A 23,691-nucleotide genomic window follows, 5' to 3' on the forward strand; every position below is an offset into this window, starting at 1 on the left:
CAATTTTGAGGTGTCAACCATGTCTCCGAACACCTGTCAGCCATGTCCCCGGGCTGAACAGCAGCGAAGCAATCCAGTGCCGAGCAAGGATTCTGGATTGCTTCGCTGCGCTCGCAATGACGCGGTGAGAGCCGGGTTCGCCGTTAACCGCGCGGCAGCCGGCTTGTTTCGTTGTCCGGCGCAGTCGACGTCGGCCTCAATGCCCCGCCATGTGGCGGCCGATTTCGGTGAGATCAGCATCGCTGCCGCGGGTCTCGTAGACCAGCTGGCCGTGGAACATCACGACCAAGCGGTCCGACAGCTCCAGCAGCTCGTCGAGATCCTCGCTGACCAATAGCACGGCGGCGCCGCGATTGCGCGCGGCCATGATCTCGGCGTGGATCTGCGCCACCGCCGCGAAGTCGAGGCCGAAGCAGGGATTGGCGGCGATCAGCACCTCGACGTCGTGACCGAGCTCGCGCGCGAGCACGGCGCGCTGCACGTTGCCGCCCGACAGTGCCGAGATCGGCGTATCCGGCGTGCGGGTCTTGATCTTGTAGCGGTTGATCTTGGTTGTCGCGCCCTGGCGGAAGGCAGCCTTGTTCAGCCACCAGCCGCCGCGGGCGAACGGCGCGCGGTCGAACTCACGCAGCGCGATGTTGTCGGCGACGCTCATGCCGCCGACGCAGGCGTTCTTCAGCGGCTCCTCCGGCAGCAGCGACATCTTGTGCCGGCGCATCTCCTCGCGGCTCGCCACATAGGCCTCGCCGGAGACCCGGATTGCGCCGCTCTCGGCCTCGCGCTGGCCGGCGAGCACCTCGACCAATTGGCGCTGGCCGTTGCCGGAGACCCCGGCAATGCCGACGATCTCGCCGGCGCGCACGGTGAGCGACAGGTTGTGCACAGCGAGGCCGCCGGAATCGTCGCGCGCCACCAGCTTCTCGACCTCGAGCCTGACGTTGCCGGCCTCGCCGGTGCGCGACGGCTGCACCGTGAGCTGCTCGGCGCCGATCATCATCCGTGCCATGTCGTCGGGCGTCAGTTCGGTGACCTTGCCGCGGCCGGCGAGCTTGCCGCGCCGGAGGATGGTGACGTCGTCTGCGAACGCCATCACCTCGCGGAATTTATGCGTGATCATCAGGATGGTCAGCTCGCCGGCCTCGACCATCTTGCGCAGCATGCCCAGGACCTCGTCGGCCTCGCCCGGCGTCAGCACCGAGGTCGGCTCGTCCAGGATCAGGAAGCGGCGCTTGAGATAGAGCTGCTTGAGGATCTCGCATTTCTGCCGTTCGCCCGCGGAGATGTCGGAGACCTTGGCGTCGAGCGGCACGCGGAACGGCATCCGCGCCAGGAAGGCCTCCAGCTCCTTCTTCTCCTTCGCCCAGTTGACCACCGCCGGCACGTCGTCGCGCGCCAGCACCAGGTTTTCCGCGACCGTCATCGCCGGCACCAGGGTGAAGTGCTGATAGACCATCCCGAGGCCGAGCGCGTGCGCGTCCCTGGGATTGTTGATGGCGCGCTCGCGCTCGGCGATCAGCACGTCGCCCTCGGTCGGGCGGTAGTAGCCCATGATGCATTTGACCAGCGTCGACTTGCCGGCGCCGTTCTCGCCGAGCAGCGCGTGGAACGAGCCAGGCCTGACCTTCAGCTCGACATTGTCGAGCGCGGTGAACGCGCCGAAGCGCATCGTCATCGCGATGGCCTCGACGCCGAACGCGCCTGATGGCGTCGGATCGTCGCCGATCACGACAGCGCCTCGATCAGCGCCGCGGAGGTCGCGACCGCGCCGAACACGCCGCCCTGCATCTTGATCATCTTCAGCGCGTGATCGTGGTTGCCCTTGTCGGTGGCACCGCAGCAGTCCGACAGCAGCACGCATTCGAAGCCGCGGTCGTTGGCCTCGCGCATCGTGGTGTGGACGCAGACGTCGGTGGTGATGCCGGTCAGCACGATGTTCTGGATGCCCTTCAGGCGCAGGATCAGCTCGAGGTCGGTGGCGCAGAACGAGCCCTTGCCGGGCTTGTCGATGACGATCTCGCCAGCTAGCGGCGCCAGCTCGGGGATGATCTCCCAGCCTGGCTCGCCGCGCACCAGGATGCGGCCGCACGGGCCGGGGTCACCGATGCCGGCGCCGATCTGCTGCGAGCGCCAGCGCTTGTTGGCGGGCAGGTCGGACAGGTCGGTGCGGTGGCCCTCGCGGGTGTGGATGATGCAGAAGCCCTGCGCGCGCATGACGCCGAGCAGGGTCTTGATCGGCTCGATCGGCGCCCGCGTCAGCGAGAGATCGTAGCCCATCTTGTCGACATAGCCGCCGACGCCGCAGAAATCGGTCTGCATGTCGATCACGATCAGCGCGGTGTTCTCAGGGCGAAGATCGCCGTTGTACGGCCAGGCATAGGGCTCGGAGCGGATGGTGCGCGCGGTCATGGTGGACTCCGAAATCAGCGGGTGATGGACAGCTCGGCCGGCGCGCCGCTCAAGGTGCGCTTCGGCGAGCAGGTGATGATCATGATGAGCAGCGTCAGGATGTAGGGCGCGGCGTTGAAGAGATGATAGCCGGAGGTGACGCCGACCGATTGCAGCGCCGGCCCGAGCGCGGCGGCACCGCCGAAGGCGAGCGAGGCCCACAGGCACAGCATCGGGTCCCAGCGCGCGAAAATCACGAGCGCCACGGCGGTGATGCCTTGGCCCGAGGAGAGGCCCTCGTTCCAGCTGCCGGGATAGAACAGCGACAAAAACGAGCCGCCGATGCCGGCGAGGAAGCCGCCGGCCATGGTGGCGCGCAGCCGGATCATCAGCACCGAATGACCCATCGCCCGCGCCGCGTCGGCGCTCTCGCCGGCGGTACGGATCAGCAGGCCCCAGCGGGTGGTTCGGAATGCCCACAGCAACAGCGGCGCGAGCACGACGCCGAGCAGGAAGAGGACGTTGATGCGCAAGGCCGCGCGCACCTGCGGCACGTCGCTCCACCAGCCGAAATCGATCGCCGGAAGCCGCGCCGCGGTCGGCTCGATCAGCGGCTTGCCGAGGAAGAAGGCGAGCCCGGTGCCGAACAGCATCAAGGAGATTCCCACCGCGACGTCGTTGACGCGCGGCAGCGAGCAGATGCCGGCATGCAGGGCGCCGAGCAGCGCGCCGGTGAGGCCGGCGGCGAGCACGCCTGCCCATGGCGATCCCGTGAGATAGGAGATGCCATAGGCGCTCATCGCGCCCATCACCAGCGTGCCCTCGAGGCCGAGATTGATGCGACCGGAGCGCTCGGTGATGCATTCCCCTAAGCTCACGAACAGGAACGGCGTGGAGACGCGGATGGCGCCGCCGAGCACCGCGAGCGGCACGGTCCAGAGTCCGATGTTGCCGTCAGCCATGTCTCACGACTTTCCCTTGAGGAAGCCGATGCGGCCATAGAGCGCGTCGCTCGCCAGCACCGAGATGAAGATGATGCCCTGCAGCACCAGCACCGAGGCGTCGGGCAGGCCGAGCCTTCGCTGCAAGAGGCCGCCCGAGGCATTGATGCCGCCGAGCAGGATTGCGACCGGAATGATCGCCAGCGGATTCTGCCGCGCCAGGAACGCCACGAGGATGCCTGTGAAGCCGTAGCCGACGGCGAGATTGGCATTGGTGCGCCCCTGGACCGCGGCGACCTCGACCATGCCGGCCAGGCCAGCGCAGGCGCCGGCGAGGAAGCAGACCGTCAGGATCAATTTGCCCACGGAGAGGCCAACGATCTTGGCGGCCCGGATGTTGCCGCCGGCGACGCGCGCGGCGAAGCCGAAGGTCGTGTGATAGATCAGCACATAGGACGCGATCGCCGCGATCAGCCCGAACACCAGGCCCCAATGCACGTCGGTGCCGGGAATGCTGCCGATCATGTTGACGGTGCCGATCTCGCGCGTCGACGGCTTGTTGAGGCTCGCCGGGTCACGCATCGGGCCCTCGACGAGATGGTTGAGGATCGCGAGCGCGATGTAGACCAGCAGCAGGCTGGAGATGGTCTCGTTGACGCCGCGATACTGGCGCAAGCCGCCCGACAGCAGGATCCACAATCCGCCGCCGGTCATGCCCGCGATTACCATCGCGATCTGCACGACGAGCGGCGGCATGCCCTGCAATGCCAGCGCCGCCGAGGTTGCCGACAGCGCGCCGATCAGCAGCGCGCCCTCGCCGCCGATGATCACCATGCCAAGCTGAGCGGGCAGGGCGGTGCACAGCGCGGTGAGGATCAAGGGAGCCGCGCGCGTCAGCGTGTTCTGCCAGGAAAACCAGGTGCCGAAGGCGCCGTAATACATGTACCAGTAGAGGTCGAGCGGGTTCTTGCCGAACAGCGCGACGAAGATGCCGAACACCAGGAGCGCGGCGACCAGCGCCGCGCCCGGAATGAGGATGTATTCGATGCTCGCGCCATGGCGTTGCAGGAAGCCTGCGTCGGCGGCCGGCGCGATGGCGGCCGCATCAACCGGATCGGCCGCCTCCGTGGTCACGACGTCGCTCCGATCACGCCCTCGACCAGATAGTCCATCTTCTCGAGCTCCGGATCCTTCTGGCCGCGCTCGGTGCCGGCGGTGATCACGGTGTTGCCCTTGTTGTCCTTGATCGGGCCCTTGAAGATCGTATAGCCCTCGCCGAGGAACTTGCTCTTGATCTCGTCGGCGTGCTTGCGCGCCTGCTCGGACACCGCCTCGCCATAGGGCGAGATCTTGACCACCTCTTCCTTGAGGCCGCCGCGATAGAAGTTCGGAATGCTCTCGCCGGCCTGGAGCATCTTGACGAACTTCGGATACAGCGCTTCCCAATTCCACTCGGCGCCCGTCAGATAGGCCTTCGGCGCCAGCGGCGACTGGTTGACGTGATAGCCGGTGACGAACGCGCCGCGGCGCGCGGCGTTCTCGACCATCGTCTTCGGACCGTCGACATGGCAGGTCAGGACGTCGACGCCCTGGTCGATCAGGCTGTTGGTCGCCTCGGCCTCCTTGACCGGCATCGACCAGTCGCCGGTGAAGATCACCTGCGTGGTGGCCTTGGGATTGGCAAGCTGCGCGCCGAGGGTGAAGGCGTTGATGTTGCGCAGGACCTGCGGGATCGGCTTGGCGGCAACGAAGCCGAGCTTGCCGCTTTTCGAGGTATAGCCGGCGACGATGCCGGCAATGTATTGCGCCTCGTCGATATAGCCGAAATACGAGCCGGCGTTCTTCGGGTCCTTCTCACTCCACAATCCGCCGCAGTGCTCGAAGCGCAGCTTCGGGTACTTCGCCGCCATCTTGATCATGTGCGGATTGTAGTAGCCGAACGAGGTCGGAAACAGCAGCGTGGCGCCGTCGAGATTGATCATGGACTCGATCGTCTTCTCGACCGCGTCGGTCTCCGGCACCTTCTCCTCTTCGATGACCTTCAGCCCGGGCAGCTTCTTCAGCGCCGCCGCACCCTGCGCATGCGCCTGGTTGTAGCCGTAGTCGTCGCGCGAGCCGACATAGATGAAGCCGATCGTTGTCTCCGCGGCGAAGGCCGGCCGCAGGCCCGCGGCCGCGCCGAGCGTCAGCGCCGCGCCACCCTGCAACAGATGCCGTCGTGAAATCCTGCCAAAGTCCATTGGTGAGCTCCCTCGGCGGGTCGATCCGCCCGCGCTGTCATCTCGGCTTCACCGCCACACGGCGGAGCCTCGAAAGGGAGTGATCGCAAGCTTTGTGCCAGCGGCTTTCAGCGCGGCCGAGGAGCTAAGTCACTGAAGTGTTGGTGTTTTGTGGCTGACTGCAAACTGGGCAGTAGCGTGACACGGCAATCATTAGCCTATTAATTGATCAATCGACTGCAATTGTATGCAATGAGTTCGGCCGGGCGGGACCCTCAGACGGTCAGCCGCGCGCCTTCGCGAAACGCGGCTGCCAGATCCCGGGCGTGAATGCGGACGTCTTGGGGGGCGCCAGGCTCTCTGGGAAACAGTCGGCTCTCTCAACGTCATTGCAAGGAGCGCAGCGACGACGCAATCCAGTGTCCCGTCCACAGCGCTGGATTGCTGCGCTGCGCTCGCAATGACGGATGAGAGCGCAGAACGCAGCAGGGCTCAGAGGCCACGCTTTGCATGGCGTCCTATTGCATGAGAATTCGTCGCGCTGCTCTCAGATCCCGAGCAGCCAGACCGCGACGATGGTGCCGATCACGGCGAGCCCGCTGATCGTCCACCCCGTCACATAGGCGCCGTCGTCCGATCCCGCGGGATCGACCATCGTGTCGCGCCAGCCTTCGTCCTGCCAGTGCCCCTGTTGGTACGCCATGCGAACCTCCTCGAGCCTGCCTCCCCGTGGAATAAGTCGGACGCCTGTCGAGAAGGTTCAACCCCAAGCTGAAATCTTCGTTGCATGCGCTGCAACGCAAATCTCCGACATCCCCTCTGGTCAGGCCGGCGAAACGTCCTAAGCTCGCAAACGCGTTCCACGAAGAGAACGAGCAAGTCGCCGGGGCGGCATGGCCGTCCCGCAGCAGGGAAGGAAGACCATCCGATGAAGGATTTCGCCGGCAGGATCGCCGTGATCACCGGGGGTGGCACGGGCATGGGCCGCGAGCTCGCGCGCCAGCTCGTCGCCGAAGGCTGCAACGTCGCCATGTGCGACGTCTCGACCGAGGCGATGGCCGAAACCAAGCGGCTGTGCGAGGCCGAGAAGCTGCCGCAGGGCCTGCGCGTCACCACCCATGTCGCCGACGTCTCGATCGAGGCGCAGCTCCAGCGTTTTCGCGATGAGCTCGCCGAGCAGCAGGCCACCGACAAGATCCATCTGCTGTTCAACAATGCCGGCATCGGCGGCGGCGGCAGCCTGTTCACCAATTCAAGAGAGCAATGGGAGCGCACCTTCAACATCTGCTGGGGCGGCGTCTATCTCGGCGTCCGCACCTTCCTGCCGATGCTGCTGAAGGCGGACGAGGCTCATATCGTCAACACCTCGAGCGTCAACGGCTTCTGGGCCTCGGTCGGCATGGGTGTTTCGCACACCGCCTACAGCGCCGCAAAGTTCGCGGTGAAGGGATTTACCGAAGCGCTGATCAACGACCTCCGCCTCAACGCGCCGCACATCAAATGCTCGGTCGTGATGCCCGGCCATATCGGCACCTCGATCGTGTCGAACTCGCGCAAGGTGCAGAGCGGCACCGAGTCCGACGAGCTCAGCGAGACCGAGATCGGGCTAGCGCGCCAGCGCATGAAGGGCATGGGCATCGACGTCTCCGCCATGAGTGACCAGGACATCCAGGCCGCCGCCCGCGAGCGCGCCCGCAGCTTCCTCGAAGACGCGCCGACGACGGCGGCGCAGGCCGCGAAGATCATCCTCGACGGCGTCAAGGCCGAGCAGTGGCGCATCCTCGTCGGCGAGGACGCCAAGCTGCTCGACATGCGCGTCCGGCAGTCACCAGAGCAGGCCTACGAGCCGGAGTTCTTCCAGCGCTTTGCGCAGGAGGCGGGCTGGAAGCTGGGGTAGGGTTGGCGTACGCACGCCTCGACGGTGCCAGTGATTGCGCCCTCTCCCCTTGTGGGAGAGGGCTCCGCTGATATCAGCGTCGTGCTCACTTGGGTGAGGGGTTGTATCCACAGAATCGCCGCCCGTATGGAGAGAGACCCCTCACCCGGATTCGATGCTACGCATCGAATCCACCCTCTCCCACAAGGGGAGAGGGTGCACCGTCCGTGCGGCGAGACACGACTTTCAACTAATTAGTCGGCCGCTGAGTTTTACCTCGACGACGCCACCCGGTACGCCATCCGCGTGTGGCTCGGGCAATAGGGCAGGCCCTCGATCGGCTTGGAGCCGCAGAAGCAGAAATCGTCGGCGCCGGGGGTGGAGATCGGCCAGCGGCAGCGCTCCTTGGAGAGTTCGAACAGCGAGCAGCCGTTCTCGACCGTGCCGACCGGCTCCTCGACAACGATCGGCGGCGGATCGTTCTGGACCGCGCGCAGGATGCGGCGGCGCAGCTTCGGCACGGGACGGCGGGCGCCATCGCGTGTCGTCTCGGCGCGAACCACGCGCCTGGTGTCGCCGCCATTATCGCGCGTCAGCGCCAGGCGGGAGATCTTGCCGATCACGGCGTTGCGGCTGACGCCGAGCTCGGCGGCGATCTCTCGGCAGGTCAGCCCGGCCTCAAAGTGCTGCTTCAGGGCCTGGAGCCGTTCCTCGGTCCAGGTGGGGAGTGTCTGTCGTTCGGCGGGCATTGTTGTCGCTTCCAAGTTTGATCCGTCCTGGATCGTCCTGGCCGACGGCTGCACCGAAACTGTTGTCCGCGCTGCGTGTCCCTAGCTTACGCCCGTCCGTTGTCGCGAATCGACAGCAGCCCATCCTTGATGGCGAGCCGGATGCCTTCTTCAATCAACGTTCTGCAGACACCCGGAACGCTGGTGCCGTGGGTTCCCTGTTTCACGAGCTTTTCGAGATAGCCGATGGTTGCCAGGGCTAGGGTTACGGGGATGCGGTCAGTTTCGGCTTTTTCCGTCGCCATGCCTAAAAGCTAGTCCGTAACCGATGTACAGAAAAGTAACTTTTTAGACTCTATTAGGAATCGGATTGGTTGTACAGCGGCTTGGGGATAACTGGTTAAGATATTGAATTTTATGGAAATATGACGAATCGGGCTGGTCGCGGCGGTGACTCTCCGCCCGCTCGGCGAGTCCGGGGCCGGATTGATACGGTGCACGAGCCGGTGGAGAGGATTCGCGCCGCAACTGGCAGGACTCCTTCCGCGGCGGTTCCCCGGCCGATCAGCGGCGTTCAAGCCGAAGGGGACATGCGGTCGGCTATCATGACGGCCGCGGGGCGGCGGCGCTCTCGATCACTATTTCGATAATCCAGAAAATTATGCTTTCGTTTTTCCGAAAATCATGCTCTATTGCACCCATCCCGTCTCACTCGGTAGGGGCGTAGCGCGCGATCGTCACGACACGCGAGACGGGGATGCGATGGCTGCAAGGAGCCGCAGCGTGTCCTTATGGGATGCGCGGACGAACGGCTCGTTGCGGACGCAAAAGCGTGTGGTCCTGGCGCCCCGAAGCTGGCGCCAAGTCCGCGGGTGATGATGATCCCGCTGACGACGGTGGCTATCAAGCCGGACACCGGGGAGAGCGCGCCATAAGCGTGAAAACCATTGCGCAGGGAGGGCCGGGTGTTCTCGGCTGTACCTGTGGTTCTGCCGCCTGCATTTTTTCTCGCAGGCGTCAGCCGACGCCTGGCCTTCCCTGCGCCCTCCGATTTGAGAGGGCGAGAGCTGCAGCATCACTCGGGCAGGATTGTCGCGAGACCGCGGCCGTGTGTTCGCGCACGCCGATGAGTTGCTCCGCTCGTGCCCTCATTCTCCGCCGTCGTCCCGGGCAAGCCGCGACGACGCGCCAGCGGCGGCGCGGCGCCGACCCGGGACCCATAACCCCAGGGAGCAGTTGGCTTGCGCAGGTCCAACCACCTCATGTCACCACATCAGCCGGTGGCTATGGGTCCCGGGTCAAGCCCGGGACGACAGCTGCGTGAATGGCGCGAGCCTGCGCTCCTGACGCACTCACCCGTGCACGACCGCCTTTGCGATCATGCAATGAATGCCCTTCGAGCCGTTGACGGTCTGCGTCACCCGGAGATCGGCGGCGAGGCTGCACAGCGTGTAGGCGTCCTCGCGCGACAGGTTGCGCTTCTCGCCGAGCAGCACGATCATGTCGCGCAGCGCCCGCACCGCGCATTGGTCGAGATCGGGGTCCATCGCCATCGTCATGTAGTGCGTGGCGGTCTCGGCGCGTGGATAGTCGAACTTGAGATCCTTGCGCACGGTGAGGCGGAAGCGGCCCTGCAGCGCGGTCTCGATCGCCGTGACGCAGACCTCGCCGTCGCCCTGCACGCCATGGCCGTCGCCGCAGGAGAACAGCGCGCCCGGCACGAACACCGGCAGATACAGCTTGGCGCCGGCACCGAGCTCCTTGTTGTCGAGATTGCCGCCCATCGCGCGCGGGATCAGCGAGGTGATGCGGCCCCAGGCCGGCGGCGGCGCCACACCCATCACGCCGAAGAACGGCGCCAGCGGCAGCTCGAGCCCCCACGGCAGCTTGCCGACCATCCGTTCCTTGTCGAGCGGGATGTTCATCAGCCGGCTCTCATGGAAATCGTCGGGCAGGGTGCCGGCCAGCGGGCGGATGAAATTGTAGCCCCAGTCCTGCCGCAGCTGGACGTCGAGGATGTCGACCTCGAGCACGTCGCCGACCTCGGCGCCATGGACCGCGATCGGGCCGGTCAGGATGTGGCCGGGCACCATGCGCTCGCTGCGCGCGTGGACGTCGAACAATTCCGGCGGCACGTGGAATTTGCTGGTGTCGGGCACCACGTCGGGCCCGCCGCTGATCGAATCGATCGTGACCTCGTCACCGCTGTCGATCGTGAGCACCGGCTTCAGCCGGGATTCGAAGAAGCCCCAATGGCAGGTCTCGGGGCTGGCGTGCAGATGGTGATGGGCCATGATCCTCTCATTCATCCGTGTTCGGGCCTGAGCATAACGCATCCCATGCCGTTCGCAGAGAGATGGCAACGCATGGCGGCTGTCGTGTATGAGGGCGGCCGTGGCCATTCACCCCGCGCCGGAGCTCGCAATGTTCTTTGTCCTGTCGAAGACGCTCGGCTTGCTGGCACTGCCGACCAATTTCATGATCGCGCTCGGCCTCGTCGGCGCCATCCTGATGCTGACACGGTTTGCCGTGCTTGGCCGCAGGCTCGTGGTGTCGGCGATGCTGCTGCTGGCGATCGTCGGCCTGACGCCGCTCGGCAGCCTGATGCTGTATCCGCTGGAGAGCCGGTTTCCGAAATGGGACCCGGCGAACGGCGCCCCGGACGGCATCATCGTGCTCGGCGGTCCCGTCGATTCCGATCTCTCGGTGATGTACGGCATGCCGGTGACGGTGGCGGGCGCGGACCGTGTGATCCAGGCCGCAGCGCTGGCGCGGCGCTACCCGAACGCACGCATCCTGTTCACCGGCGGCAGCGCCAACCTGATCGCGACCGAGGCCAAGGAGGCCGATGTCGGCGCCGAGATCCTGCTCAGCCTCGGCGTGCCCAGGGAGCGGCTGCTGCTGGAGCGGCAGTCGCGCAACACCTACGAGAATGCGATCTTCTCCAAGGCGATGATCTCCCCGAAGCCGGGCGAACGCTGGCTGCTGGTGACCTCCGCGTATCACATGCCGCGCTCGGTCGGGCTGTTCCGAAAAGCGGGCTTTCCGGTCGAGCCCTATCCGGTGGACTGGCGCGTCGGCCGTGTGCTGGATTTCGACGGCATCTCGCTGCTCGGCCTGCGCCGCGCCGACATCGCCGTGCGCGAATGGGTCGGGCTGGTGGCCTACCGGCTGCGCGGCCGCATCGACGACCTGTTTCCCGGGCCGGCCTAGGCGGTTGTTGTACTGAAGCCCGCCGCTTTCGCTGCCAGCTCGCCGCGCACGCGCGCGACGACCGGCTCGTAGCGGCAGCTCGAGTCCTGCCGGAACAGCCGCGCGCTCGGATACCACGGGCTGTCGTCGCGATCCCTGAGCCAGCGCCAGTCGGCCAGGTAGGGCAGCATGATCCAGGTCGGACGTCCGAGCGTCGCGGCGAGATGCGCGACGCTGGTGCAGACGGTGACGACGACGTCGAGGCAGGAGATCAGGGCCGCCGTCTCGACGAAGTCGGTCAGCTCGGCGGTGAGGTCGCGGATGCCGCTCTGCTGCGCCAGCAGCGCTCTGTCCGCAGGCCGCAGCTCCTTTTGCAGGCTGATGAAGTCCGCGTCGACATCGAGCAGCGGCAGCAAGGTCGACAGCGGCATCGAGCGGTTGCGGTCATTGCCCTGGTGCGGGTTGCCGGACCAGACCAGCCCGACGCGCAGCCGGTCATGCGACCCCAGCCGCTGCTCCCAGGCCGCGATGCGCTCGGCCGGGAGCGGCGGCAGATAGCCAGCGGGCGGGATGGTGGCGAGCGTGGTGCCGAAAGCGAGCGGCAGGCTCATCACCGGGCAATGCATGTCGAAGGCGGGTCGCTGCAGCTCCGGCGCGTACGCAAGACATTGCGACACGCCTTCGACACCGGCTATCAGCGGCCGCAGCGCCTCGCGGACCACCAGGATCACCCTGGCGCCGCGCGCGGCGAGCATCGGCAGGTAGCGCGCGAACTGGATGGTGTCGCCGAAACCCTCGTCCTCCTCGATCAGGACGGTCTTCCCGGCGATATCCTCTTTGCCCAGCCATTTCGGCTCCGCAAAGCGCGGATACTCGGGCGAGAAATCCGGCATGTTCCAGCGCGCCTCGCGCCGCGCCCAGCCCGCGGCGTAGTCGCCGCATTGCAGCTCGACATGGGCAAGCTGCCACGCCGCCTTGGCGTTGCTGGGCTCGATCGCGAGGATCTCGCGGTAGACCGCGGCCGCCTCCTCGAAACGCAGCGCTTGCAGCAGCGCGAAGCCCTTGTTGTGCAGCACGTCGACAAAGCCCGGCCGCAGCGCCAATGCCTTGTCGAACCAGACCAGCGCCTCGTCGATCCGGCGCAGGCAGACGAGGGCGTCACCGAGATTGTTGCAGGTCAGCACATCGGTCGGCGCCAGCGCCTGCGCGCGCTCGCAATCCGCCAGGTAGTCGTCGTAGCGCTTCAACCCGCGCAGGCAGCGGGCGCGCATCTGCAGCGACTGCAGGTCGCCCGGCTGCAGCGTCAGGCAGATCGTGAAGGCCTGGGCGGCTTCCTCGTAGCGCTGCTGCTGATGCAGCAGCAGGCCGCTCTGGAACGCGGCCTCACGGTGCACGGGATCGATCGTCAGCGCGTGCTGATAGCTCAGCAGCGCCTCGGCGCCGCGGTCGAGCGCCTGCAGGACGCCGCCCATATGCTTCCACAGCTCGGCCTCGTCGGGCTTGAGCTGGATCGCCTTGTCGAAGACGGCGAGGGCGTCGTCGAGCCGGCCCATCTGCTTCAGGGTGAAGCCGAGGCTGGTGAGATAGTCGATCTTCGGCGTCTGCCGGATCGCGCGCGAGAACCACGCCACGGCATGGTCGTGCTGGCCGGTCTGCAGCGCGATGATGCCCATCAGCGCAAGGCTGTCGGCGTGGGTCGGGTCGGCCGCCAGCGCCTGCTCGCAGCAGACCTGCGCATCGAGCAGACGCCCTCCGCCGAGGTGATGCAGTCCCGCCTCGTAGAGCGCGGCGGGCGACAGCACGGGCGTTCCGCCGGGGCCGGCCGTTGCGCTCTTGGCGCCTTCCTTCCGGTCGCTGCGGGTCATCACCTGATCCTGTCCGAGGATCGAAAATTCATAAGTGATTCCCGTGATTTCGAGAAGGATCATGGTATGGCGGGCGAGCCCGGAAGGTGGAAATACTGGCATCATCAGGTGCGAGGGTCTAACAAGCCGCCCGAAGCTGAACCACACGCGGCGCGGACGCCCGGTGCGGCAGGGAGGGAATGCCACATGCAACAGCCGAACGCGGCAGACAGGCTGGACCTGGCGGCCATGGTCGCCGATCTCAACAGCCTGCTGCGGCTGAAGACGACCGTGATCGGCATCAAGATGTTTGCCCGCGTCGAGGACATGGAAGCGATCGAGAAGATCCGCCGTCCCAACGCGGTGCACACCACCGACCAGATCGTCAGCATGGCGTCGCGGCTCGGCTGGACCGTCGGCATCACCGGAGATGATCTGGTCGGCGCGCAGTGCCGCGCGGTGATCGGGCTCGGCCCGCAGGACGACACCTGGCTCGAGGGCGCGAACTATGTTGGCGTCTGGCACGGCACGGCGGAGGACGCGCGCAAACGGCAGGAGGCGCTGGATGTCGTGCCGTTCGGCCGCCATCAGGCCATGGCGGTGAGCCCGCTGTCGAGCGGCCGGCTGGATCCGCCGGACATCTGTCTTGTCTATGCGACGCCGGGACAGATGATCATCCTGATCAACGGCCTGCAATATGTCGGCTACAAGAAGTTCGAGTGGGGCGTCGTCGGCGAGACCGCCTGCGCCGATTCCTGGGGACGCGCGCTGAAAACCGGCGAGCCGAGCCTGTCGCTGCCCTGCTTCGCCGAGCGCCGTTATGGCGGCGTGCCGGACGAGGAGATGCTGATGGCGTTGAAGCCGTCCGATCTCGCCAAGGCGATCGCCGGCATGAAGCAGCTCGCCAGGAATGGCTTGCGCTACCCGATCGCCCCTTACGGCATTCAGAACGACGTCCGCGCCGGCATGAGCGTGTCTTATGGAAAGAAATAGAACCACATCCGCCGTCATTGCGAGCGAAGCGAAGCAATCCAGAGTCCTGTCCGCAGCCCTGGATTGCTTCGCTTCGCTCGCAATGACGGAGCAACTGATTTGCAGCTGATCTCCAGGGAACACCAATGACCTCACCGAAATTCGATCTCGTCGTCTACGGCGCCACCGGCTTCACGGGCAAGCTCGTGGCTGAATATCTCGCCACGCAATATCGCGGCGACGCCTCGCTGCACTGGGCGATGGCCGGCCGGAGCCTGGACAAGCTCGCTTCCGTGCGGGACGAGATCGGCGCGCCCACCGACACGCCTCTCATTGCCGCCGACGCCTCCGATCCGGCGTCGCTGCAGGCGATGGTGGCGCAGACGAAGCTCGTGCTGACCACCGTCGGTCCGTATCAGCTCTACGGCAACGAGCTCGTCGCCGCCTGCGCCGAAACCGGCACCGACTACGTCGATCTCTGTGGCGAGCCGGTGTGGATGCGGCAGATGATCGACAAGCATCAGGCGACCGCCGAGAAGAGCGGCGCGCGCATCGTGTTCTCCTGCGGCTTCGATTCCGTACCGTTCGAGCTCGGAGTCTACTTCGTGCAGCAGCAGGCGAGACGCGTGCTCGGCGCGCCGGCCGCCCGCGTGAAGGGCCGCGTCCGTGGCATGAGCGGGACCTTGTCGGGCGGCACTTCGGCGAGCGCCAAGGCGACATTCGATGCGGTCGCCAAGGATCTGAGCCTGGTAGCGATCCTCAAGGACGCGTTCGCCCTGACGCCCGGCTTCAAGGGGCCGAAGCAGCCGTCAGGCAACAAGCCCGTCTATGAGGAGGATCTGCAGTCCTGGACGGCGCCGTTCATGATGGCGCTGATCAACACCCGCAACGTCCACCGCTCCAACATGCTGATGGGTTTCCCGTACGGCCAGGACTTCGTCTATGACGAGATGGTGCTGACCGGTCCGGGCGAGAAGGGCGAGGCCAACGCCAAGAAGGTGATGGCCGCCAATGCCGAGAAGACCGGCCCGAACGCGCCGAAGCCGGGCGAGGGGCCTTCCAAGGAGGAGCGTGAGAACGGCTACTACAATCTTCTTTTTGTCGCGATCGCCCCCGATGGCCGCCAGGTCCGCGCGTCCGTGAAGGGCAACCGCGACCCCGGCTACGGCTCGACCTCGAAGATGATCAGCGAATGTGCCGTCGGCCTGCTGCGCGACGGAGCTGGCGTGAAGGGCGGTTTCTGGACTCCGGGCGCGGCGCTCCAGGACAGCCTGATCAAGCGGCTGGTCGACCATGCCGGCCTGACGTTCGCGGTGGAGGACTAGGAGGCTGCGATGTGCGGACCGATCCCTGCGGATCAGCCCGCGTCGACCTGGTGGGCGCGGGTGGCGGCGATCATGCCCCACATCGTGCCGAGCATCAGGAAGAAGTGCCGCCAGTGATCGGTATCGATGATGAAGCTTTCGCCGACGGTGCCGAGGAAGGCTGCGAAGATTGCGATGTAGGTGCGCTGCCAGGGCACGCGCACGAGCAGATAGCGGAAGCCGAGGACGACGGTGGTGAAGACCAGAGCGGGATAGCAGATGCCGGACAGCCAGCCGCCCGACATGAAGGCGTTCAGATAGGAGTTGTGGGTGTCCTCGGGGAAGTAGTTGTGGAATTGCAGCGGCCCGATCCCGAACGGCAGGTCGAGCGCCATGTCGGCGCCGAGGATGTGGCGGCCGAACCGGCCGAACCGGCCTTCGTCGTAGCTCTGGTCGAAGCTCGCCCGCTGCTTGAACATGTCGGCGATGGAATCGATCGAGAGCAGTACGCCGATCAGGACGAGGCCGGCCACGGCAGCCGCGAGCGTCATGACGATGATGCGGGAGCGCTCGCGGGGCGAGGTGCTGGTCAGTACCATCAGCGCCAGCATGAAGGCCGCCGTGAGAACGAGGCCGCCCCAGGCCGCGCGCGAGAAGGCGAGCAGGATGGCGAGCGCCATCACGCCGAGGGCGAAGCTGGCGCGCAGCGTCGCTGCGAAGCGGGCGGTGACGACATTCTGCAGCGCCAGCAGCGCCGGCAGGATCAGGAATGCGCCGAGAACGTTCGGGTCCTTGAACGTACCACGCGCGCGGCCATACAAGGTGAGGAGATCGTATCCGCCGGGCACCAGATGGAAGTAGCCGGCGACACCTGCAAGGGCTGCGATCGCGCCGCCCATGACGAGGCCGCGCCGGAGCATGTCGAGCCGCGCTTCGGTGTCGTCCGAAATGAGCATGGCGATGAAGATGGCCGTGAACGCCATGTACCAGGAGGTGGCGATCCAGGTCGAGATCTTGGAATCGTCGAGCAGCGGTATGGCGCTGATCGTGTAGCCGAGATTGACCAGGACCAGCAGCAGCAGGAGCGGGACGAAGACGAGGCGCAGCCTCATGCCGGTCGCAATGAACACCGCGGCGGACGCGAGCGTCACGAGCTCGTAGGGGCTCGGTTCGATGAACACGATGGCGCCGGAGGCGCCGACCAACCAGACCAGCGCACGCTGCAGGGCGACGACGCCGGGCGGGGCCATCGGTCTGGACGCGAACTCTCCGGCTGCCGCCGTCATGGCCATCGCGAACTCACACTCATACGCAACGCAGGGCGGGATCGGCCGGACACACGCGCGAAGCGGACGTGGGTCCGCTCCGGATCCCCGCAATCAATAGGCGTTCTCGCTCTTGGTCATCAACGCCAGCGGCGTCTTGAGCAGGATGTAGACGTCGAACAGCACGGACCAGTTCTCGATGTAGTAGAGGTCGAACTCGACTCGCTTCTGGATCTTCTCCTGGTTGTCGATCTCGCCGCGCCAGCCGTTGATCTGCGCCCATCCGGTGATGCCGGGCTTCACGCGGTGGCGCGCGAAATAGCCGTCGACGGCCTCGTCGAACATCCGGTTCTGCAGCTTGCCCTGAACCGCGTGGGGCCGCGGGCCGACCAGCGACAGGTTGCCCTTGAACACCACGTTGAACAGCTGCGGCAGCTCATCGAGGCTGGTCTTGCGGATGAAGCGGCCGACGCGGGTCACGCGCGGATCGTTCTTGGTGACGACCTTGGACGCCGTGGGATCAGCCTGGTGGTGATAGAGCGACCGGAACTTGAACACGTCGATGCGCTCGTTGTTGAAGCCGAACCGCTTCTGCCGGAACAGCACCGGTCCCGGGCTGTCGAGCTTGATCGCGAGCGCGACCAGCGCCATCACCGGCAGTGCGAGCAGCAGGATGAGGCCGCCGACCAATCGGTCAAACAGCATCTTCATCACCAGATCCCAGTCGGTGATCGGCGCCTCGAACACGTCGAGCGTCGGGACCGCACCGAGATAGGAATAGGAGCGCGGGCGAAAACGCAATTTGTTGGTATGGGCCGAGAGGCGGATGTCGACCGGCAGCACCCACAGCTTCTTCAGCATGTCGAGGATTCGGGTCTCCGCCGAGATCGGCAGCGCGAACAGCACCAAGTCGACGCGGGTTCGGCGCGCGAACTCCACGATATCATCGACCTTGCCGAGCTTCGGCGCGCCGGCACAGGTCTCGAGCGAACGGGAGTCGTTGCGGTCGTCGAACACGCCGAGGATCTCGATCTCGGAGTCGTCCTGCGCCTTCAGCGCACGTACCAGATCTTCGCCGCTCTGGTCGGAGCCGACGATGATGGTCCGTCGATCGAGGCGCCCTTGTCGGGCCCAGCTGCGGATCAGGTTGCGCAGCACGACGCGGCTCGCGATCAACGCGCCGAGTCCCACGAAGAAGAACGCGGCGAGCCAGAGACGGGAAACTTCGCTGCCGATCTTGGCGAAGAAGGACAGTCCGATGAACAGCAGGAACACGAAGCAGTAGGACGAGATCATCCGAGTCATCTGCCTCACCTGGGCGCGGAAGACCTGGATCTGGTAGATGTCGGCGGCCTGGAAGCACACCACCGCGCTCACGGCGAGGCCGACGATGGCAACGAGATACTCCCAATGGAAGCCGCTGAGCGGAACCACGTAGCCGAAATAGACGGCGCTACCGACGACACTCAACAGCACGAAATCGGTGATGCGGACGATGCCGGCGAGGACGATCGGAGAATAGGCGCGGTGAACCTTCTGATTGGCGACCGCCAGGGCCGCCGGCGACAGGCGGCGACGGCGTTCAACGGCCGGCTTGCCTGCCGCGGCCGTGGATGCGGCCGCGGCCGCAGCGGCATCCAACATCGAGCGAGCGTTGATCGGTTCCACAGTCGTACAAGCCCGGATTATGTTTGTTAGTATTTGTGGTCATGTAAGCGCTGATAGCGCCGGGGGAAATTCCCTACCGGCGGGATTACGGGCCAAATCGGAAGAAACGGTTAGCGATGGTAAATGACGTCAGGTCTTGGTAAACGCCTCGCGGTAGCTGTCGAGCACGCCCTCGACCATCGCCTTCTGCGAGAAATGCTGGAAGACGCGCTCGCGCAGCGCCTTGGCGCGGAGCTGCGCGGTGGCCGGATCGTCCAGTGCGGCTGCAATTGCGTCGGCCAGCGCGGTCGCATTGCCCGGCATGAACAGCGCGTCGTTATGCGGTCCGAAGATTTCCGGAATGCCGCCGACTCTGGCCGCGATCATCGGAACCCCGGCGGCACCCGCTTCGATCACGACATAAGGCATGGAATCGCCACGCGAGGGAACGACGAGCAGGCTTCCCTTGGAAAATCCGTCGCGCGCCTTCACATGGCCGATGAAGCGCACCGCGGCCGTAAGACCGAGGCGTTCGACCTGAGCCTTGAGCTTCGACATCTCTTCGCCGTCGCCGCCCAACGTCAGCGTCAGCGGCCGGCCACGGGAGCGCAACAGCGCGACGGCGTCGATCAGCAGATCCGTGCCCTTGATGTGCCGGAATTCGCCGACATAGGCCAGGTCGGTCTGGTCCTGAGCCGGCGTGACCGGGTCGAATTCGCCTGCAGTGACGCCGTTGAAGACGCAATTCACCAATCCCCTGGGATGGCCGATCATGCGCTCATAGGTATCGCGGGCGAAGGCGCTCTCGAACAGGAAGAGGTCCGTCCGGTTCATCAGCGCACGTTCAAGCCGCCCGTACAGCGCGCCTTTGAGCGTGTCGAGCGGGTAGTGCAGCGAGCCGCCGTGAGGCGTGTAGATACGGATCGTTCCTGGCCGATGCGGCAGCAGGCGGACGAACGCGCCGGCCTTCGCGCCGTGGCCATGCAGCACGTCGGGGGCGAGCGCGCGGGAGAGGCGATGGAACCGGCTGAGTGCCAGAATGTCGCTCGGCCAAGGCTCCCGGTGAATGGGAATGCGGTGCACGCCGAGTGTCAGGCGGGGCGCGATCTGGGCCAGCGCGGCATCGGCGCGTTCGCCGCCGGTCAGGCTGTCCGCAATGATGCCGACGTCATGCCCGTGATCCACTTGACCGTTGGCAAGGTCAAGGATGTGCCGAAAGATGCCGCCGACGGGAGCTCTGACGGCGTGAAGGATTTTGAGAGGTTTGGTCTGCGACGGTGCCATGTCGAACTCGCCCGCGCCATCGGGTTGCGCGTGGTTTCGCCAGGCTCCGCCGAGGGTGCTGATCTGACGACTGGCGGATAGAGGAAGCACGGGCGCCTCTCGTCGCTGAATATTGATAGCTCCAACCTCGATAGAGGCTTGATGGTTAACAAAGTCTCACTTGTCGTCGCTGCCGGGCGAGCTCGCTCCAACATTGTGACGATCTGGCGCAAGCCTACTTGTAGCGAGCAGCATATGGCGAAGGATGACGATTGTTCTATAGGGCGAGGTTGCAGGCGCTCCGGTTAACCCGTCAGCAACCTTAATGGAGTGTAATTGTACCACGTATGGTAGCGGCGTGGCGTAGGTCTCGCGGGAGTGGATGATGCGGTTGGCGTTCTGGCGTGCCGGCAAGACGACACAGGTTGACGGAGCTTCCGTCCGACCCGTGACAGGCTCGCCATCGTCGGCCGAGCCGGGCCCGGCCGGCGATCTCGATCTCCGGCTGGTCGGCCGCGCCTTGGCACGAAAGCGCGGCTTCATTCTTTTGCCGACGCTGCTCGCTCTCGTTCTGTCGATCACCGCAGTCAACATGATCACGCCGCGGTACAAGTCCGAAGCGCGGATCCTGATCGACGGCCGCGAAAACGTGTTCGTGCGGCCGAACGGCGAGCGTACCGAGGAGCGAACGGCACTCGATCCCGAGGCGGTCACCAGCCAGGTGCAACTGGTGCTGTCGCGCGATCTGGCGCGCGACATCATCAGGAAGAACAAGCTGGGTGAGCTGCCGGAGTTTGATCCCGTCCTGCGCGGCGTGTCGCCGCTGAAGTCCGTCTTGGCCATGGTCGGGCTCGTGAAGGATCCGCTTGCCATGACGCCGGACGAGCGCGTCATGGATGCCTATTACGAGCGCCTGACGGTCTACGCCGTCGACAAATCGCGCGTCCTCGTCGTCGAGTTCCAGTCGCAGGATCCGGCGCTCGCGGCACAGGTCGCGAATTCGATCGCGGACGGCTATCTCGTGGTTCAGCAGAACGCCCGCCAGGCGCAGGCGAAGTCGGCCAGCCAGTGGCTGGCCGGGGAGATCCAGGGGCTGCGCAAGAAGGTCGAGGAGGCGGAATCGCGGGTCGAGGAGTTCCGCGCCAAGTCGAATTCGTTCATGGGGACCAACAACACCTCGCTGTCCAACCAGCAGATGGGCGAGGTCAACACCCAGCTCAACAACGCCCGCGCCTTGAAATCGGACGCCGAGACCAAGGCGCGGCTGATCCGCGAGATGCTGCAGAGCGGCCAGCCGATCGAGGCATCCGAGGTGCTCAATTCGGAACTGATGCGACGCTTGTCGGAGCAGCGCGTGAGCCTGCGTGCGCAGCTCGCCGAGCAGTCGTCGACGCTGCTCGACAATCATCCGCGCATCAAGGAATTAAAGGCGCAACTGGCTGATCTCGATCGCCAGATCCGCGACGAGGCCGGCAAGATCTCCCGCTCGCTCGACAGCGACGCGCGCATCGCCGACGGGCGGGTGCAGATGCTGAGCCAGAGCCTCGAGCAGGCCAAGAAGCAGGCCACCTCCACCAATGGCCTCGATGTCCAGCTGAGGGCGCTGGAGCGCGATGCCAAATCGCAGCGCGACCTGCTGGAATCGTATCTCGCCAAATACCGCGAGGCGAACACCCGCGAAACGCTCGACACGCCGCCGGCGGATGGACGGATCATCTCGCGGGCGGTGGTGTCGAATACGCCGGCCTATCCGAAGAAGCTGCCGATCGTGCTGATCGCGACGCTGGCGACCCTGATGCTGACCTCAGGCGTGGTCATCACCGGAGAGCTGCTGCGCCTCACGGCGCCGCGCGCGGCGGGCCCCACCGCCCCGGCCATGGGCAGCATGGCCGACGTCATGGTGCTCGCGGCGCGGGTCGAGCCGATGATCGCCCCGCGGACGGTTTCCGCATCGCCGGCCGTTGCACCACCTTCGACGCCGGCGCCGGTTGAGGCCACGCATCCGGCTTTCGTACCGCCGCCCGTCACGGCCATGCAGGCGGCCGAGGCGCCGTCGGCCGAGCCGATCAAGCCAGCGCAGATGAACGAGCTCGAGCAGCTCGCATCCGATCTGCTCGCCGCGGGCGAGGGCGCCCGCAAGGTCACCGTGCTCGGCACGGCCGGCGGCGATGCCGTCACGTCCACCGCGCTCGCGATCGCCCGCACCATGGCGGCGCAGGCGCGCGTGGTGCTGGTCGACCTCGCCGGCAGCCCGCAATTGCTTGCAGGCGTCTCGGTCGATCCGGCCGCGCCCGGCCTGATCGAGCTGATGCTGGGCGAGGCGTCGTTCGCGTCCATCATCACCAAGGACCAGGCCTCGCGGCTGCACATCGTCAACGCCGGCCGCCCGGGCGCGGACCGCAGCCAACTGCAATCGCCGCGGCTCGCGCTCGCCATCGACGCGCTGCTGCGGGTCTACGACCACGTCCTGCTCGACGCCGGCAATGCCTCCGACCTGCCGGCCGAGCTGTTGACCGCGGGCGCGCGCGCCGTCGTCGTGCCCGATCCCATCATGGCCGCCGAGGCGCGCAGCCAGATGAGCGAGCAGCTGCGCGAGGTCGGCTTCGGTGCCGTCACGATGCTGAAGGCACCGGGCGGAGGCGCGAACCGCAACCAGCCGGGGCCGCGCGGCGTCGCCGCCTAGTCTTCGGCCTTCTCGTTCTCGTTCTCGTTGGCCTTGGCGACGCCGCCACGCGATTGCAGCGCGCCGCGCAGGCGCTGCGCCAGACGGAGCAGGGCAGGGCTGTGCTTGACGGCATGCTTGGCCCGGCTGACCGCAGCCATCGTCGTTGCGGCAACGCGGCCCCGCGCGGTCAACGGCATGAAGCTGTCGAAGATCGGCTCGTCGTCCTTGCAGAACATCCGCTTGTAGTCGTCCGATCCGATGCCGAGATCGAGGGCGCGAAAATCCTGTTGCGCGTAGTGATCGATGATCGAGCGCATCAGGATCAGCCCGGGGCTCCAGCGCGCATTCTCCGATAGCGTATAGGTGTTGAACATCATCGAGAAGCGCGCCCCGTCGGCGACGCCGGCAAACAGCGCGATGATCTCGGCATCGCAGCGCAGCGCATGGATATCGATGGCGCGATGTCCGCAGCCGAGCTTGGCCATGCAGGCGCTGCGCACGAAGGCCTCGACACCTGCTTCCGCGAACACGTTCGGAAGCTTCTGCTCGGCCATGCGGATCGGCTTGGTGCGGAAGAACCAGTCGAGCAGCTCGGCAATCTCGGCGTCGCTGCCCGCGACCATGTAGCGATAGCCGGGCAGCGCCTGCAGCTTCTTTTCCTTGCTCTTGAGCCGCTTTCGGAATGAATTCGACAACAACGCCGTCGGCGCGGCGCCCGGCGGCATCAGCAGCACCGGGCAGTCGTTCACCGACGGCTGGTGCGGCCATTGCGCCAGCGGATTGGCGAGATCGCCCCAGCGCTGCGGCTGCTGCGTCAAGGCGAGCACGTCGACGCCGCCGTGATCGCGCAATCCCGCGAGCAGGACGTCGAGATCGCCGGCGCTGGCGCGCGCGGCGAATTCGCCATCCATCAGCGGCATGTTGAAGGTCGTATGCTTGCCGCCCATGAAGCTGGCGATGCGCATGCCGCAAGCGTGCCGCAACGTCAGGGGCAACAGCAGCAGCGGACGTTGCTCGGCATCACGCCCGATGACGATGAACGGCGTCGCATGCTCGCGCGCGCCAACGTCGCGCTGCCATGCGCCGAGCAGGTCGAAGCGCTGGTACGGCGTCGAGACATGGGCGGGATCTTCGAGCGCGCGCCAGACCGGCTCGGCGGCCGCCAGATCGGACACGATGTCGACCCGCGCGAGCCCCGACGGCAGCCGCCGCGCGGGCGCCTGCGCCGTCCGGCTCTCGATCACGGCGGCCATGGTCATCGCGCAGCTCGCGTTGTCGTGGAATTTTGTTGCTTGACGTCGGGAGACCCTCGCAAAGAAGTCTCAACAAAAGGTAATGGCAATGACTTCGTCCCAAATCGGGAATGACGCAAACAAAGACCTGTTCAAAT

Annotated in this window: 19 protein-coding genes; 5 read left to right on the forward strand and 14 right to left on the reverse strand. The window is 65.9% G+C overall.

Going from position 1 to position 23,691, the window contains the following annotated elements; translation table 11 throughout:
- Positions 1-196: 196 nt before the first annotated feature.
- The 6 genes from QW845_RS00005 to QW845_RS00030 all read right to left on the reverse strand — a co-directional run bounded on the left by QW845_RS00005 (position 197) and on the right by QW845_RS00030 (position 6,248).
- Positions 197-1,672, reverse strand: coding sequence for an ABC transporter ATP-binding protein (locus QW845_RS00005; RefSeq protein ID WP_315800410.1), 1,476 nt, complete (start codon positions 1,670-1,672; stop codon positions 197-199).
- A 50-nt stretch (positions 1,673-1,722) separates the two neighbouring features.
- The gene (locus QW845_RS00010) at positions 1,723-2,406 is read right to left on the reverse strand and encodes an isochorismatase family cysteine hydrolase (protein ID WP_315799648.1); all 684 of its coding nucleotides are present in this window, start codon (positions 2,404-2,406) and stop codon (positions 1,723-1,725) included.
- A gap of 14 nt (positions 2,407-2,420) precedes the next feature.
- The gene (locus QW845_RS00015) at positions 2,421-3,347 is read right to left on the reverse strand and encodes an ABC transporter permease (protein WP_315775139.1); all 927 of its coding nucleotides are present in this window, start codon (positions 3,345-3,347) and stop codon (positions 2,421-2,423) included.
- A gap of 3 nt (positions 3,348-3,350) precedes the next feature.
- Positions 3,351-4,460, reverse strand: coding sequence for an ABC transporter permease (locus tag QW845_RS00020; protein WP_315799649.1), 1,110 nt, complete (start codon positions 4,458-4,460; stop codon positions 3,351-3,353).
- Complete coding sequence (locus QW845_RS00025; RefSeq protein ID WP_315799650.1) at positions 4,457-5,566, reverse strand: BMP family ABC transporter substrate-binding protein; 1,110 nt, start codon at positions 5,564-5,566, stop codon at positions 4,457-4,459. Before QW845_RS00025 ends, QW845_RS00020 begins: the two co-directional genes overlap by 4 nt.
- Before the next feature lie 526 nt (positions 5,567-6,092).
- Complete coding sequence (locus tag QW845_RS00030; protein WP_315711478.1) at positions 6,093-6,248, reverse strand: hypothetical protein; 156 nt, start codon at positions 6,246-6,248, stop codon at positions 6,093-6,095.
- 225 nt (positions 6,249-6,473) lie between these two features.
- Between QW845_RS00030 and QW845_RS00035 the strand changes: the two genes are divergently transcribed.
- Positions 6,474-7,442 carry an SDR family NAD(P)-dependent oxidoreductase gene (locus QW845_RS00035; RefSeq protein ID WP_315799651.1) on the forward strand — a complete coding sequence of 323 codons (969 nt, stop codon included), beginning with the start codon at positions 6,474-6,476 and terminating at the stop codon, positions 7,440-7,442.
- Positions 7,443-7,693: 251 nt separating this feature from the next.
- Here the strand turns inward: QW845_RS00035 and QW845_RS00040 are convergent, their stop codons facing one another.
- The 3 genes from QW845_RS00040 to QW845_RS00050 all read right to left on the reverse strand — a co-directional run bounded on the left by QW845_RS00040 (position 7,694) and on the right by QW845_RS00050 (position 10,443).
- Positions 7,694-8,170: a GcrA family cell cycle regulator gene (locus QW845_RS00040; RefSeq protein WP_315799652.1), complete on the reverse strand. Its 477-nt coding sequence runs from the start codon at positions 8,168-8,170 to the stop codon at positions 7,694-7,696.
- A gap of 86 nt (positions 8,171-8,256) precedes the next feature.
- A complete protein-coding gene (locus QW845_RS00045) occupies positions 8,257-8,454 on the reverse strand; it encodes a hypothetical protein (RefSeq protein WP_006614936.1) in 198 nt (65 codons plus the stop codon).
- A 1,047-nt stretch (positions 8,455-9,501) separates the two neighbouring features.
- Positions 9,502-10,443 carry an acetamidase/formamidase family protein gene (locus tag QW845_RS00050; RefSeq protein WP_315799653.1) on the reverse strand — a complete coding sequence of 314 codons (942 nt, stop codon included), beginning with the start codon at positions 10,441-10,443 and terminating at the stop codon, positions 9,502-9,504.
- A gap of 130 nt (positions 10,444-10,573) precedes the next feature.
- Between QW845_RS00050 and QW845_RS00055 the strand changes: the two genes are divergently transcribed.
- Positions 10,574-11,362: a YdcF family protein gene (locus QW845_RS00055; RefSeq protein ID WP_315800411.1), complete on the forward strand. Its 789-nt coding sequence runs from the start codon at positions 10,574-10,576 to the stop codon at positions 11,360-11,362.
- On the opposite strand, the gene QW845_RS00060 is transcribed toward QW845_RS00055, so the two are convergent.
- Positions 11,359-13,206: a tetratricopeptide repeat protein gene (locus QW845_RS00060; protein ID WP_315800412.1), complete on the reverse strand. Its 1,848-nt coding sequence runs from the start codon at positions 13,204-13,206 to the stop codon at positions 11,359-11,361. The two genes, QW845_RS00055 and QW845_RS00060, sit on opposite strands and share 4 nt — an antisense overlap.
- A gap of 186 nt (positions 13,207-13,392) precedes the next feature.
- Here QW845_RS00060 and QW845_RS00065 point away from each other — a divergent pair, with 186 nt between their 5' ends.
- Both QW845_RS00065 and QW845_RS00070 read left to right on the forward strand, forming a co-directional pair.
- Positions 13,393-14,178 (forward strand): DUF169 domain-containing protein, encoded by a 786-nt coding sequence (locus QW845_RS00065; protein ID WP_315799654.1) that lies wholly within the window; start codon positions 13,393-13,395, stop codon positions 14,176-14,178.
- 125 nt (positions 14,179-14,303) lie between these two features.
- Complete coding sequence (locus QW845_RS00070; protein WP_315799655.1) at positions 14,304-15,482, forward strand: saccharopine dehydrogenase family protein; 1,179 nt, start codon at positions 14,304-14,306, stop codon at positions 15,480-15,482.
- 32 nt (positions 15,483-15,514) lie between these two features.
- Here QW845_RS00070 and QW845_RS00075 read toward each other — a convergent pair whose 3' ends face one another.
- The 3 genes from QW845_RS00075 to QW845_RS00085 form a co-directional block, all read right to left on the reverse strand.
- Positions 15,515-16,753, reverse strand: a complete 1,239-nt coding sequence (locus QW845_RS00075; protein ID WP_315799656.1) for an O-antigen ligase family protein — start codon at positions 16,751-16,753, stop codon at positions 15,515-15,517.
- A gap of 87 nt (positions 16,754-16,840) precedes the next feature.
- Positions 16,841-18,370: an undecaprenyl-phosphate glucose phosphotransferase gene (locus QW845_RS00080; protein WP_315799657.1), complete on the reverse strand. Its 1,530-nt coding sequence runs from the start codon at positions 18,368-18,370 to the stop codon at positions 16,841-16,843.
- 153 nt (positions 18,371-18,523) lie between these two features.
- Positions 18,524-19,657: a glycosyltransferase family 4 protein gene (locus QW845_RS00085; protein WP_315799658.1), complete on the reverse strand. Its 1,134-nt coding sequence runs from the start codon at positions 19,655-19,657 to the stop codon at positions 18,524-18,526.
- A gap of 364 nt (positions 19,658-20,021) precedes the next feature.
- Here QW845_RS00085 and QW845_RS00090 point away from each other — a divergent pair, with 364 nt between their 5' ends.
- Positions 20,022-22,319, forward strand: a complete 2,298-nt coding sequence (locus tag QW845_RS00090; RefSeq protein ID WP_315799659.1) for a lipopolysaccharide biosynthesis protein — start codon at positions 20,022-20,024, stop codon at positions 22,317-22,319.
- Here QW845_RS00090 and QW845_RS00095 read toward each other — a convergent pair.
- Positions 22,316-23,560 carry a GNAT family N-acetyltransferase gene (locus QW845_RS00095; RefSeq protein ID WP_315799660.1) on the reverse strand — a complete coding sequence of 415 codons (1,245 nt, stop codon included), beginning with the start codon at positions 23,558-23,560 and terminating at the stop codon, positions 22,316-22,318. The two genes, QW845_RS00090 and QW845_RS00095, sit on opposite strands and share 4 nt — an antisense overlap.
- Positions 23,561-23,691: the final 131 nt, after the last annotated feature.

Source organism: Bradyrhizobium sp. SZCCHNS3002 (assembly GCF_032377435.1).
In the GTDB taxonomy this organism is placed as follows: domain Bacteria; phylum Pseudomonadota; class Alphaproteobacteria; order Rhizobiales; family Xanthobacteraceae; genus Bradyrhizobium.

Coding starts and splice junctions, on each gene's coding strand:
- QW845_RS00050 (WP_315799653.1), bottom strand. CDS start 10,443: ATGGCCCATCACCATCTGCACGCCAGCCCCGAGACCTGCCATTGGGGC.
- QW845_RS00025 (WP_315799650.1), bottom strand. CDS start 5,566: ATGGACTTTGGCAGGATTTCACGACGGCATCTGTTGCAGGGTGGCGCG.
- QW845_RS00045 (WP_006614936.1), bottom strand. CDS start 8,454: ATGGCGACGGAAAAAGCCGAAACTGACCGCATCCCCGTAACCCTAGCC.
- QW845_RS00030 (WP_315711478.1), bottom strand. CDS start 6,248: ATGGCGTACCAACAGGGGCACTGGCAGGACGAAGGCTGGCGCGACACG.
- QW845_RS00060 (WP_315800412.1), bottom strand. CDS start 13,206: ATGACCCGCAGCGACCGGAAGGAAGGCGCCAAGAGCGCAACGGCCGGC.
- QW845_RS00080 (WP_315799657.1), bottom strand. CDS start 18,370: ATGTTGGATGCCGCTGCGGCCGCGGCCGCATCCACGGCCGCGGCAGGC.
- QW845_RS00015 (WP_315775139.1), bottom strand. CDS start 3,347: ATGGCTGACGGCAACATCGGACTCTGGACCGTGCCGCTCGCGGTGCTC.
- QW845_RS00040 (WP_315799652.1), bottom strand. CDS start 8,170: ATGCCCGCCGAACGACAGACACTCCCCACCTGGACCGAGGAACGGCTC.
- QW845_RS00035 (WP_315799651.1), top strand. CDS start 6,474: ATGAAGGATTTCGCCGGCAGGATCGCCGTGATCACCGGGGGTGGCACG.
- QW845_RS00075 (WP_315799656.1), bottom strand. CDS start 16,753: ATGGCCATGACGGCGGCAGCCGGAGAGTTCGCGTCCAGACCGATGGCC.
- QW845_RS00085 (WP_315799658.1), bottom strand. CDS start 19,657: ATGGCACCGTCGCAGACCAAACCTCTCAAAATCCTTCACGCCGTCAGA.
- QW845_RS00090 (WP_315799659.1), top strand. CDS start 20,022: ATGCGGTTGGCGTTCTGGCGTGCCGGCAAGACGACACAGGTTGACGGA.
- QW845_RS00065 (WP_315799654.1), top strand. CDS start 13,393: ATGCAACAGCCGAACGCGGCAGACAGGCTGGACCTGGCGGCCATGGTC.
- QW845_RS00010 (WP_315799648.1), bottom strand. CDS start 2,406: ATGACCGCGCGCACCATCCGCTCCGAGCCCTATGCCTGGCCGTACAAC.
- QW845_RS00055 (WP_315800411.1), top strand. CDS start 10,574: ATGTTCTTTGTCCTGTCGAAGACGCTCGGCTTGCTGGCACTGCCGACC.
- QW845_RS00070 (WP_315799655.1), top strand. CDS start 14,304: ATGACCTCACCGAAATTCGATCTCGTCGTCTACGGCGCCACCGGCTTC.
- QW845_RS00005 (WP_315800410.1), bottom strand. CDS start 1,672: ATGACGATGCGCTTCGGCGCGTTCACCGCGCTCGACAATGTCGAGCTG.
- QW845_RS00095 (WP_315799660.1), bottom strand. CDS start 23,560: ATGACCATGGCCGCCGTGATCGAGAGCCGGACGGCGCAGGCGCCCGCG.